The organism is Microbacterium hanjuni (assembly GCF_043556395.1).
Taxonomy (GTDB): Bacteria; Actinomycetota; Actinomycetes; order Actinomycetales; family Microbacteriaceae; genus Microbacterium.
Genome location: NZ_JBIGIK010000001.1, coordinates 1,201,109 through 1,215,532, shown reverse-complemented (window position 1 = coordinate 1,215,532; position 14,424 = coordinate 1,201,109). Strand labels below are relative to the sequence as shown.

10 protein-coding genes are annotated in these 14,424 nt (G+C 70.9%); 8 read left to right on the top strand and 2 right to left on the bottom strand.

What is annotated here, in order from left to right; all coding sequences use genetic code 11:
- The first annotated feature begins 157 nt into the window (after positions 1-157).
- From ACFXP5_RS06020 to ACFXP5_RS05990, 7 genes are all read left to right on the top strand, one after another.
- Positions 158-2,203, top strand: coding sequence for a hypothetical protein (locus ACFXP5_RS06020; RefSeq protein WP_394543909.1), 2,046 nt, complete (start codon positions 158-160; stop codon positions 2,201-2,203).
- Between the two features lie 148 nt (positions 2,204-2,351).
- Positions 2,352-3,890 carry an AlkA N-terminal domain-containing protein gene (locus ACFXP5_RS06015; RefSeq protein ID WP_394543908.1) on the top strand — a complete coding sequence of 513 codons (1,539 nt, stop codon included), beginning with the start codon at positions 2,352-2,354 and terminating at the stop codon, positions 3,888-3,890.
- Positions 3,887-4,387 (top strand): methylated-DNA--[protein]-cysteine S-methyltransferase, encoded by a 501-nt coding sequence (locus tag ACFXP5_RS06010; protein ID WP_394543907.1) that lies wholly within the window; start codon positions 3,887-3,889, stop codon positions 4,385-4,387. The genes ACFXP5_RS06015 and ACFXP5_RS06010 overlap by 4 nt, the downstream gene beginning before the upstream one ends.
- A 234-nt stretch (positions 4,388-4,621) precedes the next feature.
- The gene (locus ACFXP5_RS06005) at positions 4,622-6,439 is read left to right on the top strand and encodes an ABC transporter ATP-binding protein (RefSeq protein WP_394543906.1); all 1,818 of its coding nucleotides are present in this window, start codon (positions 4,622-4,624) and stop codon (positions 6,437-6,439) included.
- On the top strand, positions 6,436-8,253 hold the full coding sequence (locus ACFXP5_RS06000) for an ABC transporter ATP-binding protein (protein ID WP_394529335.1): 1,818 nt from the start codon (positions 6,436-6,438) through the stop codon (positions 8,251-8,253). Before ACFXP5_RS06005 ends, ACFXP5_RS06000 begins: the two co-directional genes overlap by 4 nt.
- 122 nt (positions 8,254-8,375) lie before the next feature.
- Positions 8,376-9,158, top strand: coding sequence for a lytic transglycosylase domain-containing protein (locus ACFXP5_RS05995; protein WP_394543905.1), 783 nt, complete (start codon positions 8,376-8,378; stop codon positions 9,156-9,158).
- Positions 9,155-9,796 carry a hypothetical protein gene (locus ACFXP5_RS05990; protein ID WP_394543904.1) on the top strand — a complete coding sequence of 214 codons (642 nt, stop codon included), beginning with the start codon at positions 9,155-9,157 and terminating at the stop codon, positions 9,794-9,796. The genes ACFXP5_RS05995 and ACFXP5_RS05990 overlap by 4 nt, the downstream gene beginning before the upstream one ends.
- 487 nt (positions 9,797-10,283) lie before the next feature.
- Here ACFXP5_RS05990 and ACFXP5_RS05985 read toward each other — a convergent pair whose 3' ends face one another.
- Positions 10,284-11,132, bottom strand: a complete 849-nt coding sequence (locus ACFXP5_RS05985; RefSeq protein ID WP_394543903.1) for an endonuclease domain-containing protein — start codon at positions 11,130-11,132, stop codon at positions 10,284-10,286.
- Between the two features lie 410 nt (positions 11,133-11,542).
- On the bottom strand, positions 11,543-11,995 hold the full coding sequence (locus ACFXP5_RS05980) for a GNAT family N-acetyltransferase (protein ID WP_394529331.1): 453 nt from the start codon (positions 11,993-11,995) through the stop codon (positions 11,543-11,545).
- Positions 11,996-12,147: 152 nt separating this feature from the next.
- Here ACFXP5_RS05980 and ACFXP5_RS05975 point away from each other — a divergent pair, with 152 nt between their 5' ends.
- Positions 12,148-14,364, top strand: coding sequence for an NADP-dependent isocitrate dehydrogenase (locus ACFXP5_RS05975; RefSeq protein WP_394543902.1), 2,217 nt, complete (start codon positions 12,148-12,150; stop codon positions 14,362-14,364).
- The last annotated feature ends 60 nt before the right edge of the window (positions 14,365-14,424 follow it).

The window sequence follows — 14,424 nt, the reverse complement described above, 5'->3', positions numbered from 1 at the left end:
CCCCACCCTCCGGTCGCTGAGCGCCCGGGCCTGCGCGCTTCGTCTCGTCGCTTCGCTCCTCGCTCAGCGGCCGGTGGGACCGCCGGGCCTTCGCTCCTCGCTCAGCGGCCGGTGGTACCGCTGTCGCTCATCCCTACCCCCCTGGAAGGAATCACCCATGTCTTCGCCCGCACGACGACGTGCGCGCAGAACGGCCCTCGTGGCCGCGGTCGCGTTCGCCCTCTCCGTTGCACTCGCGGCTCCGGCCGCAGCATCCACAGCTCCCGCGGCTCCCGCGGCGGCCCTCGCGGCTCCGGCCGCGCCGCTGACCAACCTCAGCCACCTCGACTTCCTGCTCGACGAGGCGACGCCGCCGTCGGACGTGCCCGGCCACACCACGTACCGGCTGGCCGAGGAGCCGGCCCTCGTCATGCCGTGGACGTACGCCGACGCCCGCGACGGTGGAGCCTTCGAGCGGGTCGGCGGCGGGCCGCTCGATCCCGCGACCGGCGACTGGGGGCAGGGCGCGTACAACGCGGACGACATCGCCCGCGCCGCCGTCGTCTACCTCCGGCATTGGACGCAGACCGGCGATGAGGCGAGCCGCCAGTCGGCGTACGAGCTCTTGCGCTCGGTCGCGTACCTGCAGACCACCGAGGGTCCGTCGGCGGGCAACGTCGTGCTGTGGATGCAGCCGGACGGCGAGCTGAACCCTTCGGCCGAGCCGGTGGAGCTGCCCGATCCGTCCGATTCCGGTCCGAGTTACTGGACGGCGCGCACGATCTGGGCGCTGGGCGAGGGCTACGCGGCGTTCGCCGAGACCGATCCCGACTTCGCCGCCTTCCTCGAGCAGCGCTTGGCGCTGTCGCTCGGAGCCGTCGAGCGCGACGTGCTCTCGCGCTACGGCGAGTGGACGGAGTCCGACGGTGTGCGCGTGCCGGCCTGGCTCATCGTGAACGGGGCGGATGCTTCTGCCGAAGCCGCACTCGGACTCGCCGCTCGCGTCGCCGCCCGCCCCGACGACACCCGCTCGGCCACGGCCCTGCGCCAACTCGCCGAGGGGATCGCCCCGATGTCGGCCGGGACGAACCAGACCTGGCCGTACCGCGCGATCCTCCCGTGGGCGGAGTCCCCGGCGATGTGGCACGCCTGGGGGTCCCAGATGCCGGCGGCTCTCGCGGAAGCATCCATCGCCCTGAACGACCCGGCGATCGCCGCACCCGCCATCGCGGACGCGGCCGTGTTCACCCCCACCCTGCTCACCGCGGGCGGGCCGGACAACGGCTGGTTCCCCAGCCCGACCGACCGGGTGCAGATCGCCTACGGGGCGGATTCGCGCGTGCAGTCCCTTCTCTCGGTGTCGGATGCGACAGGCTCGGCCGGATTCGAATCGCTGGCCGCGATGCAGGGGGCGTGGTTCTTCGGAGCGAACCACGCCGGCGCTTCGATGTACGATCCGGCGACCGGGGTGACCTATGACGGCTTGCAGCCGGACGGCACCGTGAACCGCAACAGCGGAGCCGAGTCGACCATCCACGGCCTGCTGACGATGATCGCTCTCGACGCGCGGCCGGAGGTCGGCGCCCGCGCCGCCTCCGTCACCACGGTCGCGGCCCGCGACGGGCTCGAGGTCGTGGAGGCCGAATCCGCCGTCGAGACCGACGGGGCGATCACGACCCCCGAGTCGTGGACGGGGGAGTCGAGCTGGTCGGGATCCGCGCTCACGCTGACCCGCGGCCAGCACGCCGTGTTCGACATCGGCCGTGACGAGACGCGGCGTTGGGTCGAACCGGTGCTCTTCGCCGACGTGGATGCCTCGAGCACCTCGTTCTGGCGAGCGGGGCTGCCGCTCGGTCTGCTGCGCGATCGGGGACCGGCCCAGGGCATCTCGCCCACGCCCGGCGCCCTGTTGCCGCACGGCCTGTCACTGCCGGCCCTCGCGCACCGGAACGAGGTGCGCGTCGACGTGCAGGCGGGGTCGCTGACCCTCGACACGCTGCTGGTGCGACCGGTGGTATCGCGTCTCGCCCTCGAAGGAGGGGGAGCGCGTACGGAGCTCGTGCACTCGGCGGCGAAGCTCCCGCAGCCCGTGCGCGTCGAAGCGACCGGCGCAAGCGTGGTGCGGGTCTACGACGAGTCGGGCACGCTCGTGCGCGAGCGCCGCATCGATCGCGCGACGACCGTCATCCTGCCGGCGGGTGGCTTCGCGATCGTCGAACGCTGACCGGCACCGGCCTGGGCATCCGGTTCCCCTGTCACGATCTGCGGGTGCGACCCGCGTTTCGTGACAGGGGAGCGGAAGAGCGAGGGCGCCGGACGGCGGTGTCCGATTTCCGCCAGCCGGTGTCGGCGGGGGGTGGCAGGGTGGGGGTATGAGCCCCTCCCTGCCCGCCCCGCCGTCGATGAGTTTCGGCGAGCGGTACCGGGCGATCCAGTCGCGTGACCGGCGCTTCGACGGGCAGTTCGTCACGGCCGTGAGCTCCACGCGCATCTATTGCCGACCGAGCTGCCCGGCGCGCACACCGAAGGAGGCGAACGTCACCTTCTACGCCACCTCGGCGGCCGCGCACGAGGCGGGCTACCGGGCCTGCAAGCGCTGCCTTCCCGAAGCCGCGCCCGGGTCGCCCGAGTGGAACCTCCGCGGCGACGTCACCGCCCGCGCCATGCGCCTCATCGCCGACGGCGTGGTCGATCGTGAAGGCGTTCCAGGCCTCGCCCGCCGGCTCGGCTACTCCTCGCGCCACCTCACGCGCCTCCTCAGCGCCGAGCTCGGGGCGGGCCCGCTCGCGCTGAGCCGCGCGCACCGCGCGCACACGGCGCGGATGCTGCTGGTCGGCACCGACCTCTCCGCCGCGGACGTCGCCTTCTCGGCGGGATTCTCCAGCGTGCGGCAGTTCAACGACACCGTGGGCGAGGTCTTCGGCATGCCCCCGTTGCAGTTGCGCGCTCGCCGCCGCGCCCACGAGGCGGCCCCCGGGCGGATCGACCTCGTGCTTCCCCACCGCGGACCCCTCGACACCGCGGGTCTCTTCGGCTGGATGGCCGCGCACGCGGTCGGCGGGGTCGAGGATGCTTCCGTCTCGTCCTTCGCTCGCACGCTCCGCCTCGCCGGGGGCCCAGCGTGGTTCGAGCTCAGCACCGACGTCGAAGGACGCGTCCGCATGCGCGCCCGCCTCACCCAGCTGTCCGACCTCGCCACCCTGATCACCCGCGCGCGCCGCCTGTTCGACCTCGACGCCGACCCCGTGGCGATCGACGCCGCGCTCTCGCAGCATCCGGAACTGGCGCCCCTCGTCGCCCGCGTCCCCGGCGTGCGCGTGCCGGGCTGCGTCGACGCCCACGAGATGCTGATCCGCGCGATGATCGGCCAGCAGATCAGCGTCGCCGCAGCACGCACGGTCATGACCCGTCTCGCCGACGCGCTGGGGGAGCGCGTCGAGGGCGACGCGGGCACCACCGTGTTGTTCCCCGAGATGTCGGCGATCGCCGAGCACGGGTACGACGTGCTTCGCGGGCCGGCGGCGCGGGTGCGGGCGATCGTCGAGGCCGCGACCGCCCTGGCCGACGGCTCCCTCGCCCTCAGCGCGGGCGACGACGGCGTCGAGCAGCGCGCCGCACTGCTCGCCCTCCGCGGAGTCGGACCGTGGACGGCGGACTACGTGCGCATGCGCGTGCTGGGAGATCCCGACGTGCTGCTGCCGGGCGACATCGCCGCCCGCGCGGGGGCCGCGGCCGCGGGTATCCCGGCGGACGCTGCCGGCCTCACCGCCTGGGCGCCGCGAACGGCCCCGTGGCGCAGCTACCTGATGTCGCACCTGTGGTTCGCCGCGCCCGTGACCCAGGCCTGGCGCGCCCCGACACCCGAGTCCCCTGCGCCGAAGACCGACCGCACCCCTGAGGAGACCTCATGACCACCGCGATCCTCGAGACGATCGACACCCCCGACGGCGCCTTCACGATCCTCGCCGACGAGGCCGGCCGCGTCCTCGCGTCCGGATGGACGTCAGACCCCGACGCGATCCTGCAGCGCCTGCATCCGTTGCGCCGTCCCGCGAGCGTCACGGCGGGACGAACGGATGCTACCGACGCCGCACGCGCCTACTACGACGGCGAGCTGGGCGCGATCGACGCGGTCGAGGTCGCCCAGTCGGGCACCGCGCTGCAGCGCACAGGCTGGGAGGCGCTGCGGCGCATCACGCCGGGTGCCCCGCTCACCTACACGGGATTCGCGGCGGCGCTCGGTCAGCCCAGCGCGGTGCGGGCCGCAGCATCCATCTGCGCCCGCAACGCCCCCGCCCTCTTCGTTCCCTGCCACCGGGTGCTGCGCAGCGACGGCTCGCTCGGCGGCTTCGCGTGGGGCATCGAGGTCAAGCAGCGTCTCCTCGCCCGGGAGGCGGTCGCGCGGTGACGGCGTTGCGTCCAGCCAACACCCAGGGATAGGCTGGAGGGCTGTTCTGGGTCCGAGGACCCCGTCCGAGACCGCCTCGGCATAACGGGGGCCGTCCCTCGGTTGAGCAGAGACAACCCCCAAAAAAGCCCGGCGTCCCCACGATGAGCGACGCCCTTCGACCGGCAGCGTGCGCACGGTGAACCGTGCTGCGTGCTGCGGCGCCGGCATCCGCATCGCTTCACCCTCAGGATCATGACTTCCGACTCGCTCCATTCCGAACTTTCCACGCTGCGGGCGCTCGCGCGCTTGCTGCCGTTCGTGCGCCCCGTGCTGCCGCGCCTGATCGCGGGGGCCTCGAGCGCGCTCGCAGCGGCGCTGCTCGCTCTGGCGATCCCGCTCGTGCTGGAGTGGCTGGTGTCGGGTCCGATCGGCTCGGGCGACCCGACGCAGCTCATCTGGGGCTCGCTGCTCATCCTCGCGCTGGGCCTCGCCGAGGCGGGGATGGTATGGCTGCGACGGTGGTTCGTGCTCGCTCCCGCAGCGACGGTCGAGTACGAGATCCGCCAGGGTTTCTACGCCCGCCTGCAGCGGCTGCCGGTGTCCTTCCACGACCGGTGGCAGTCGGGCCAGCTGCTCTCGCGCATGATGCAGGACATCAGCATGCTGCGGCGGTGGCTCGCGTTCGGCGCGGTACTGCTCGTGGTCAACACCCTCACGATCGCGGTCGGATCGATCCTGCTCTTCCGGTGGCACTGGGTGCTGGGAATGCTGTTCGTGCTCACCTCGGCGCCCCTCTGGTACGCCGGGTACCGCTTCGAGAAGCGCTACGGCACCCTCACCCGCCGCAGTCAAGACCAGGCCGGCGACCTGGCGACGGCGGTCGAGGAGAGCGTGCACGGCATCCGCGTGCTGAAGGCCTTCGGCCGCGGCGGTCACGCCCTCAAGAAGTTCGCGCGCCAGGCCGAGAGCCTCCGCGAGACCGAGCTCGACAAGGCCCGCTCGGTCGGCAGCATCTGGTTCTGGCTCGTGCTGCTCCCCGATGTCGCGTTCGCCGTGTGTCTGGGCGCCGGCATCGTGCTCGCCCAGCTCGGCGAGATCGGAGTGCCCGAGCTCATCGCGTTCTTCGCGATGGCCACGGTGCTGCGGTGGCCCATGGAATCGATCGGGTTCCTCTTCTCCTTCCTCCTCGACGCCCGCACGGCGACCGACCGCATCTTCGAGGTCTTCGACGAACCCAACACGATCGTCGACCCCGAGAGCCCGACCACGATCGCCCGCCCGCGCGGAGAGCTGGCGTTCGAGAACGCGCACTTCCGGTATCAGGATGCTGCGAGCTCGGAGCGCGATCTGCTGGACGGCATCGACCTGGTGCTGCGCCCCGGGGAGACGATGGCACTCGTCGGGCTGACGGGCTCGGGCAAGACGACGCTCACGACCCTGCCGGCGCGGCTGTACGACGTGACCGGTGGCCGCGTCACGCTCGACGGCGTAGACGTGCGCGACCTGCGCCTCGCTGAGCTGCGACGGCACGTCGGGATGGCGTTCGAGGACGCCACGCTGTTCTCGCAGACCGTGCGCGACAACGTGCTCCTCGGCCGCGAAGACCTCGAACCCGGCAGTGCGGAAGCGGACCGGGTGCTGCGCGAAGCGCTGCAGGTCGCTCAGGCGCAGTTCGTGTTCGACCTGCCCGCCGGACTCGACACCGTCATCGGCGAAGAGGGAATGAGCCTGTCGGGCGGTCAGCGCCAGCGCCTCGCTCTCGCCCGGGCCGTCGCGGCGCGACCGGCGGTGCTCGTGCTCGACGACCCGCTCTCCGCCCTCGACGTGGACACCGAGGCGCTGGTCGAGGACGCCCTCCGCGACGTGCTCGCTGAGACCACCGCCCTGGTGGTCGCGCACCGTCCGTCGACGGTGACCCTCGCCGACCGTGTGGCCCTGCTCCAGGACGGCCGGGTCACCGCCGTCGGCACCCACTCCGAGTTGTTGCGCACGAACGAGCACTACCGCTACGTGATCTCGAGCCTCGAAGACGAACAAGCGCGCATGCGCGAGAGGGAGACGATCCTGTGAGCTCCGCCACAGTCTCCGGTACGAGCGGCGAAGACCGCTCCGATTACACCCGCGATGAGAGCCGTGCGATCCGGCGCCGCTCGCTGCGCCTGCTGGGCTCGCTCGTGAGCCCGCTGCGGGGCCAGCTCGCCCTCGCCGCGGTGGTGCTCGTCATCTCGACGGCGCTCCGCGTCGCGGGTCCGGCGTTGATCGCCTACGGCATCAACAACGCCCTGCCCGCCGTCACCGAGAACGCCGACTGGATGCCGACGATCGTCGTCGTCGGGATCTTCCTCGTCGCCGGCGTCGGGGGAGCGGCGCTCATCGCCTGGTACGCGGTGGTCGCCGCGCGCCTCACCCAGACGATCATGCTCGATCTGCGCAAGCGCATCTTCGTGCACACCCAGCGCCTCAGCCTCGAATTCCACGAGTCCTACACCTCGGGGCGCATCATCTCGCGTCAGACGAGCGACCTCGACACGATCCGCGAACTGCTCGACGGCGGGCTCAACGAGCTCGTCTCGGGCGTGCTCTACGGGGTCTTCACGCTCATCGCGCTGCTGCTGCTCGACGTGCAGTCGGGCCTCATCCTGCTCGTGATGGGGCTGCCGCTCGCCTTGCTGATGCGGTGGTTCTACCGCCGTTCCCAGCTGGTCTACCGCGAATCGCGCGTCGTCAGCGCGCAGGTGATCGTGAAGTTCGTCGAGACCATGACCGGCATCCGCGCGGTCAAGGCCTTCCGCAAGGAGCCGCGCAACGACGAGGAGTTCGGCGAACGCGCGGCGGAGTACCGCGACGTCAACATGCGCAGCATCCGTCTCTTCGGAACGTTCGAGCCGGGCCTGCTCGCCGTCGCTTCGGTGACTGTGGCGCTCGTGCTGCTGTGGGGCGGATTCCGCGTCGTCGACGGCGCCCTCGCGATCGGCACGCTCGGTGCGGCCGTGCTGTACGTGCGCAACTTCTTCTCGCCGCTGCAGGAGGTGGCGTTCTTCCTCAACTCCTACCAGTCCGCGACAGCGGCGCTGGAGAAGGTGTCGGGCGTGCTGGAGGAGCAGCCGACCGTGCCCGACCCGGTGGAACCGGTCGACCTCCGCGCCGCGAGCGGGCATGTGCGCTTCGACGAGGTGGTGTTCGGATACTCCGACGACCGCATCATCCTGCCCCGCTTCACCCTCGACATCCCCGCCGGTCAGACCATCGCGATGGTGGGAACGACCGGCGCCGGAAAATCGACGCTCGCCAAGCTGGTGTCGCGCTTCTACGACCCCACCTCCGGTCGGGTCACACTCGACGACGTCGACCTGCGCCAGCTGCACCCCAAAGACCTCCGGCGCGCGATCGTCATGGTGACACAGGAGGCCTACCTGTTCAGCGGGACGGTCGCCGACAACATCGCCCTCGGCAAACCCGACGCGACGTTCGAGGAGATCCAGGCGGCAGCACGGGCGGTGGGTGCGGACGCGTTCATCCGGGCGCTTCCCGACGGCTACGACACCGATGTGAACAAGCGCGGTGGCCGCGTCTCGGCCGGGCAGCGTCAGCTGATCTCGTTCGCGCGCGCCTTCCTCGCCGACCCCGCGGTGCTCATCCTCGACGAGGCGACGGCGTCGCTCGACATCCCCAGTGAACGCCTCATCCAAGACGCGCTGCAGACCCTGCTCGCCGATCGGACGGCGATCATCATCGCCCACCGCCTGTCGACGGTCGCGATCGCCGACCGTGTGCTGGTCATGGAGCACGGCCGGATCATCGAGGACGACACCCCCGAGACCCTCATCGCGGGTTCGGGAAAGTTCGCCCAGCTGCACGCGGCCTGGCGCGAGTCGCTCGTCTGAGCGCCGGCATCCGCTCGTCCCGCCCCTGATTCTCCTCGTGGGCGCGACGGCGGCGATCGCTGTTCAGGCGGGGGTGCTAGCCTCCCCGGCATCCTGCCCGCGATCCGAACCGGGGATGCTTCGTGAACGAGACCGACGACCGCCGCGCGCCCGTGCGTGTGCTGGCCACGCTCGGCGCGGGGCTCGTGGTCGCCGTCCTCGTCGTCGCGCTCGTCTGGGTCTTGAACCTGGCCCGCGTCTCGGCCCTCCCCGAACTCGAAGCGGTGTCAGCGCCCGCCCCGGCTGTGGAGGTGTCCGCCGAGGCAGCACCTCCGACCGGTCAGCAGAACGCTGCACCGGCGAGTCGGGTGCGGGTGGATGCTGCGTGGAGCGCGCGCGTCTCGTCGCAGACCGGCATTCCCCAGCGCGCCCTCGAGGCCTATGCACTCGCCGACCTGGTCGTCGACGCGGAGCAGCCGGCGTGCGGCATCGGGTGGAACACCCTCGCGGGGATCGGTGCGATCGAGACCGACCACGGCCGGCACGACGGTGCCGTGCTCGGGGCGGACGGGTATCCCTCGCCCGCGATCCGCGGACCGCAGCTCGACGGCAACGGCAACGCCGCGATCTCCGACACCGATGGCGGCGCGTGGGACGGCGACACCGTGTGGGACCGCGCCGTCGGCCCGATGCAGTTCATCCCCGACACCTGGGCACGCTGGGGCGCTGACGGCAACGGCGACGGCACGACCGATCCGAACCAGATCGACGACGCGGCACTCGCCGCCGCGCGCTACCTCTGCCACTCCGGCTCGATGACGAGCGTCGACGGGTGGCGGGCAGCGATCTTCAGCTACAACCACCTCGACGTTTACGTCGACGACGTCGCCGCGGTCGCCAACCGCTACGCGACCGCGGCGCGATGAGCGACGTCGATCCGTTTCGCGACGTGCACCGCGCGCGTCGTCGCCGCACGGTCGGCCTGACGCTCACCGGTGCGGTCGCAGCATCCGCCCTCGCCGCCGTCACCTGGCTGGTACCGGCAGCCGTCGCGGACCAGACCGCTGCCGCAGCCCCTGCTGTGGTGGTGACGGCCGCCGAGACGGCCGTAACGCCCGCCGCGCCGGTCGAGCCAGCGCAGGCCGCGGTTCTCGCTGCCCCGCCGCCCGAGACGGGGGTGCTCCCTGCCCCGCCGCCCGACATCATCGCGCCGCTCCCCGACTCGCCCCGGGAGCTGGCGATAGCGATCGACACCGACGGCTATCAGACCGAACTCGACCGTTGCCTCTGGGTGCGGATGGACCTCGAGGGCGCCAGCGCACCGATCGTGGGCGCGCACAACGACTGCGGCGGCGAGGTCGTCCTCGAACTGCGGGTGGGCGATGTCGTCGCGTTGACCGGTACACGGCTCGACGGTCGGTACGTCGTGACCGGCAGCCGCGATGGCCGCCCGGGTCAGGATGCCGCTGAGGCCACCGCGGGGTTCACCGCGTCGGTGATCTTGCAGACGTGCTATTTCGACGGCCCCGACGTGCGTCTGGTCGCGCTCGCCCCCCTGGCGTGACGGGCCTCGTCGCTCCCGCCCTCACCGCCCCCGCCCTCACCCCGGTCGGAGATTCGCACCATTGTCGGACGAATGCGCGAGAATCCTCCGACCTTGGTGCGATTCTCCGACGCGGGTGAGGGGCGGCGCGCTAGGCGTCGCGATTCTCCGACGCGGGTGAGGGGGCGGCGCGCTACGCCGCGCGATGCGCACCGGCCCTCACCGCCGTCGGTCTCACCCCGGTCGGAGATGCGCACCATTGTCGGACGAATGCACGAGAATCCTCCGACGCTGGTGCGATTCTCCGACGCGGGTGAGCGGGCGGCGCGCTACGCCGCGCGATGCGCACCCGCCCCTCACCGCCCCCGGCCTCACCCCGGTCGGAGATTCGCACCATTGTCGGAGCCGGGCGCGAGAATCCTCCGACCTTGGTGCGATTCTCCGACGCAGCTGAGGGAGCGGTGCGCTACGCGGTGCGATTCTCCGACGCAGGTGAGGGGGCGGCGCGCTACGCCGCGCGATGCGCACCCGCCGCGATCGCGCGGGAGAGGGTTCGCGCGACCGCGGGCCAGTCGTGGATGATCTGCGCGTAGGTGAAGCGCAGCACGGTGTAACCGCGCAGCCGCAGCTCGGCATCGTGGGCGACATCCCGGGTGCGGTCGGCGGAGCTCGAGTGGAAGGCGTAGCCGTCGACCTGCACCACGAGGCGCTCGCCGATCAGCAGGTCGACGGGCCGCCCGGCGATGACGGCCTGCTGCAAGATCGGCACGCCCCACGGGCCGAGGCGGAACACGAAGATGCTCTCCAGCCCCGAGTCGGACAGGCCCGAGACCTGGATCGAACACTCCGCGGCGGCGCGGGTCTTCCACCGCACATTCCGGAGGGCGGCGATGTCGAGCCGTTCCCGGCGGATCGCCGATTCCCACAGCGCGATCGCCGCCTCACGAGGCGCGCATTCCGCGATATGTGCGAGCGCGTCCTCCACCGACTCGATCAACGCGTGCGGGTCGGCGGGCGCGAGCGGCGCCGACCAGTGCGCCACGCCGTCGAAATCGGCGAGCGCATCCGATCGCCCGTGCGCGGGCATGCTCAGATGCACTCGGGCGTCAAGGTCTTCGGGTAGCCACCAGCCCCGATGCCGCGCGGCCGATATGCAGGCCAGTCGACCGCCTCGCTCGGCGGCCGTGACCAGGTCAGCCGCGGCTGACGGCAGGGCCAGCCAATGGCGACGGATCCGCCGCACCTCGCCCGAACGCACCCAGCTTCGCAACGCGTTCGGCGAGAACCCCGCGCGCAATGCCGCCTCACGATGCGCGATCGCGCCTCGCTGCTGGAGCCACGTCAGGAGGTTCGCCATGAGGGGATGCTGACACCCGGGCGAGCTGGATCGGGTGGGTGCTGAGTCATCCGTGGAGGACGGCCCCAGCGGCGCCCCTGGGGAGGAGCGGACGGTGGAGCGCAGCATCCGCCCCGCCCTCACCCCGGTCGGAGATTCGCACCATTGTCGGACGGAGGCGCCAGAATCCTCCGACTTTGGTGCGATCCTACGACGCGGGTGAAGGAAAGCGGGCGCTGCTGCAGGGGAACCGACGCGGGTGAAGCGGCGCCCCTGGGGAGGAGCGGACGGTGGAGCGCAGCATCCGCCCCGCCTTCACCCCGGTCGGAGATTCGCACCATTGTCGGACGGAGGCGCCAGAATCCTCCGACTTTGGTGCGATCCTCCGACGCGGGTGAACGAGAACAGACGCAGGGCCGGAACGAAAGGGGTTACAGCCGCGTTTCGGCGATGACCTCGCCGTACTCGGTCTGTCCGACCGGGATGAAGCCCATGCGCTCGAAGAACGCCTCCGGACCCTCTTCGCCCGGCTCGTAGATGACGTCGACGTGGTCCATGCCCCGGTTACGGGCTTCGGCGAGCAGCCGCTCGACGGCGTACCGGCCGATGCCACGACCCTGGTCGTCGGCGTCGACGTTGATGCGCCAGAGCACGGAGCGGAAGTGCTCGACGGATGCTTCGGGGTCGAAGTTGGCGCTCACGAAGCCCACGACCTCGTCCCCGTCGACGATGACGCGTTGCCACGTGGTCTCGGGATCGGCGACCGTGGCCGCGATCCCGTAGCTGGTGGGGGCCAGGAACTGTTCCTGGCCGGGCTTCAACGACAGCGTGTTGACCGCCACGATGGTGGACGCGGACAGTTCGACGAGGGCCAGGTCTGCCATGAGCACAGGCTAGCGCCCCGCCTCGTCGCGTCCAACGATCCATGCATCCCCATGGGCAACGGGCGCTCGCGGAGATATCTCGACATCGAGACAGTTTCCGCTCTTGCGATAGGCTGGCGATGAACCTGCGACGCCCTCTGGAGGGATGAAACGTGCCCGATTCCACCATCATCTACACGTACACCGACGAGGCGCCGGCGCTGGCGACCGCGTCGTTCCTGCCGATCGTGCAGGCGGTCACCCGCCAGGCCGGCGTCGACATCGAGACCCGCGACATCTCGCTCGCGGGGCGCATCCTGTCGGCGTTCCCCGAGCGGCTCACCCCCGAGCAGCAGGTCGGCGACGCCCTGGCCGAACTCGGCGGTCTCGCCACGCTCGCCGAAGCGAACATCATCAAGCTCCCGAACATCTCCGCCTCGATCCCGCAGCTCAAAGCCGCGATCGCCGAGCTGCAGTCGCAGGGTTTCGACATCCCCGACTTCCCCGACGACCCGCGCACCCCCGAGGACACGGACGCCCGCGCTCGCTACGACCGCATCAAGGGTTCCGCCGTCAACCCGGTGCTGCGCGAGGGCAACAGCGACCGCCGCGCGCCGCTGTCGGTCAAGAACTACGCACGCAAGCACCCGCACCGCAACAAGCCGTTCGCGGCGGGTTCGAAGACGCGGGTGGCCACCCTCGGTCACGACGACTTCCGCGCGAACGAGAAGTCGGTGGTCATCCCCGGCGATGACGTGCTCAGCATCCGTCACATCGCGGACGACGGCGCGGTCACCGAGCTCAAGTCCGGCATCACGGTGCTGCCCGGTGAGATCGTCGACGCGACCTTCCTCTCGGCCAAGGCGCTCGACGCCTTCCTCGCCGAGACGCTGCAGGCGGCCGCCGACGAGGACGTGCTGTACTCCGTGCACCTCAAGGCCACGATGATGAAGGTCAGCGACCCGATCATCTTCGGCCACGTGGTGAAGGCCTACTTCGCCGACGTGTTCGCGACCTATGGCGACGCGATCGCAGCGGCCGGCCTGACGGCGAACGACGGCCTCGGCGCGATCCTCACGGGTCTCGGAAAGGTCGAGGGCGGCGATGCGATCGTCGCCGCGATCACGGCGGACCTCGCTCGCGGACCGCGGCTGTCGTACGTCAACTCCGACAAGGGCATCACCAACCTGCACGTGCCGTCGGACGTGATCGTGGATGCTTCCATGCCCGCGCTGGTGCGCAACGGCGGCAAGCTGTGGGGAGCCGATGGCGGCGAGGACGACACGCTCGCCGTGATCCCGGACTCCTCGTACGCGAGCGTCTACCAGGCCGTCATCGACGATGTCATCGCGAACGGCCCCCTCGACCCGGCCACGATCGGCACCGTGCCGAACGTCGGCCTCATGGCGCAGGCCGCCGAGGAGTACGGCAGCCACGACAAGACCTTCGAGATCTCCGCTCCCGGCGTCGTGCAGGTCGTCAACGGCGCGGGCGAGGTGCTGATCGAGCACACCGTCGAACCCGGCGACATCTGGCGCGCCACCCAGACCAAGGACATCCCGGTGCGCGACTGGGTGAAGCTCGCTGTCACGCGCGCCCGGGCGAGCGACACGCCCGCGGTGTTCTGGCTCGACGCGAGCCGTGCGCACGACGCACAGCTCATCGAGAAGGTGCACACCTACCTCGCCGACCACGACACCGACGGCCTCACGATCGAGATCCTCGCGCCCGCCGAGGCGACGCAGTACTCGCTCGATCGCATCCGCCGCGGTGAAGACACCATCTCGGTGACCGGCAACGTGCTGCGCGACTACCTGACCGACCTGTTCCCGATCCTCGAGGTCGGCACGAGCGCGAAGATGCTGTCGATCGTGCCGCTGCTCGCCGGCGGTGGACTCTTCGAGACCGGAGCGGGAGGGTCCGCCCCCAAGCACGTGCAGCAGCTCGTTGAGCAGAACTACCTGCGATGGGATTCGCTGGGGGAGTTCTTCGCCCTGGCCGCATCCCTCGAGCACCTCGCGACCTTCACCGGCAACGCGAAGGCGCAGATCCTCGCCGACACGCTCGACGCTGCGACCGGCACGTTCCTCGAGAACGACAAGTCGCCGGGGCGTGCGCTCGGAATGATCGACAACCGTGGGAGCCACTTCTACCTCGCCCTGTACTGGGTGCAGGAGTTGGCCGCCCAGACCGCCGATGCCGAGCTGGCCGCGACGTTCGCGCCCATTGCCGAGGCGCTCGCCGCGCAGGAGCAGCAGATCGTGGCGGAACTGAACGCCGTCCAGGGCTCGCCGGCTGAGATCGGCGGCTACTACCGACCCGATCCCGCGCTCGTGCTGCAGGTCATGCGCCCCTCCGAGACGCTGAACGCGATCGTCGACGCACTCTGACGCGAGGGCGACCAACGAGGGGCGGATGCTGAGAAGCATCCGCCCCTCGTCTTTCCCGGT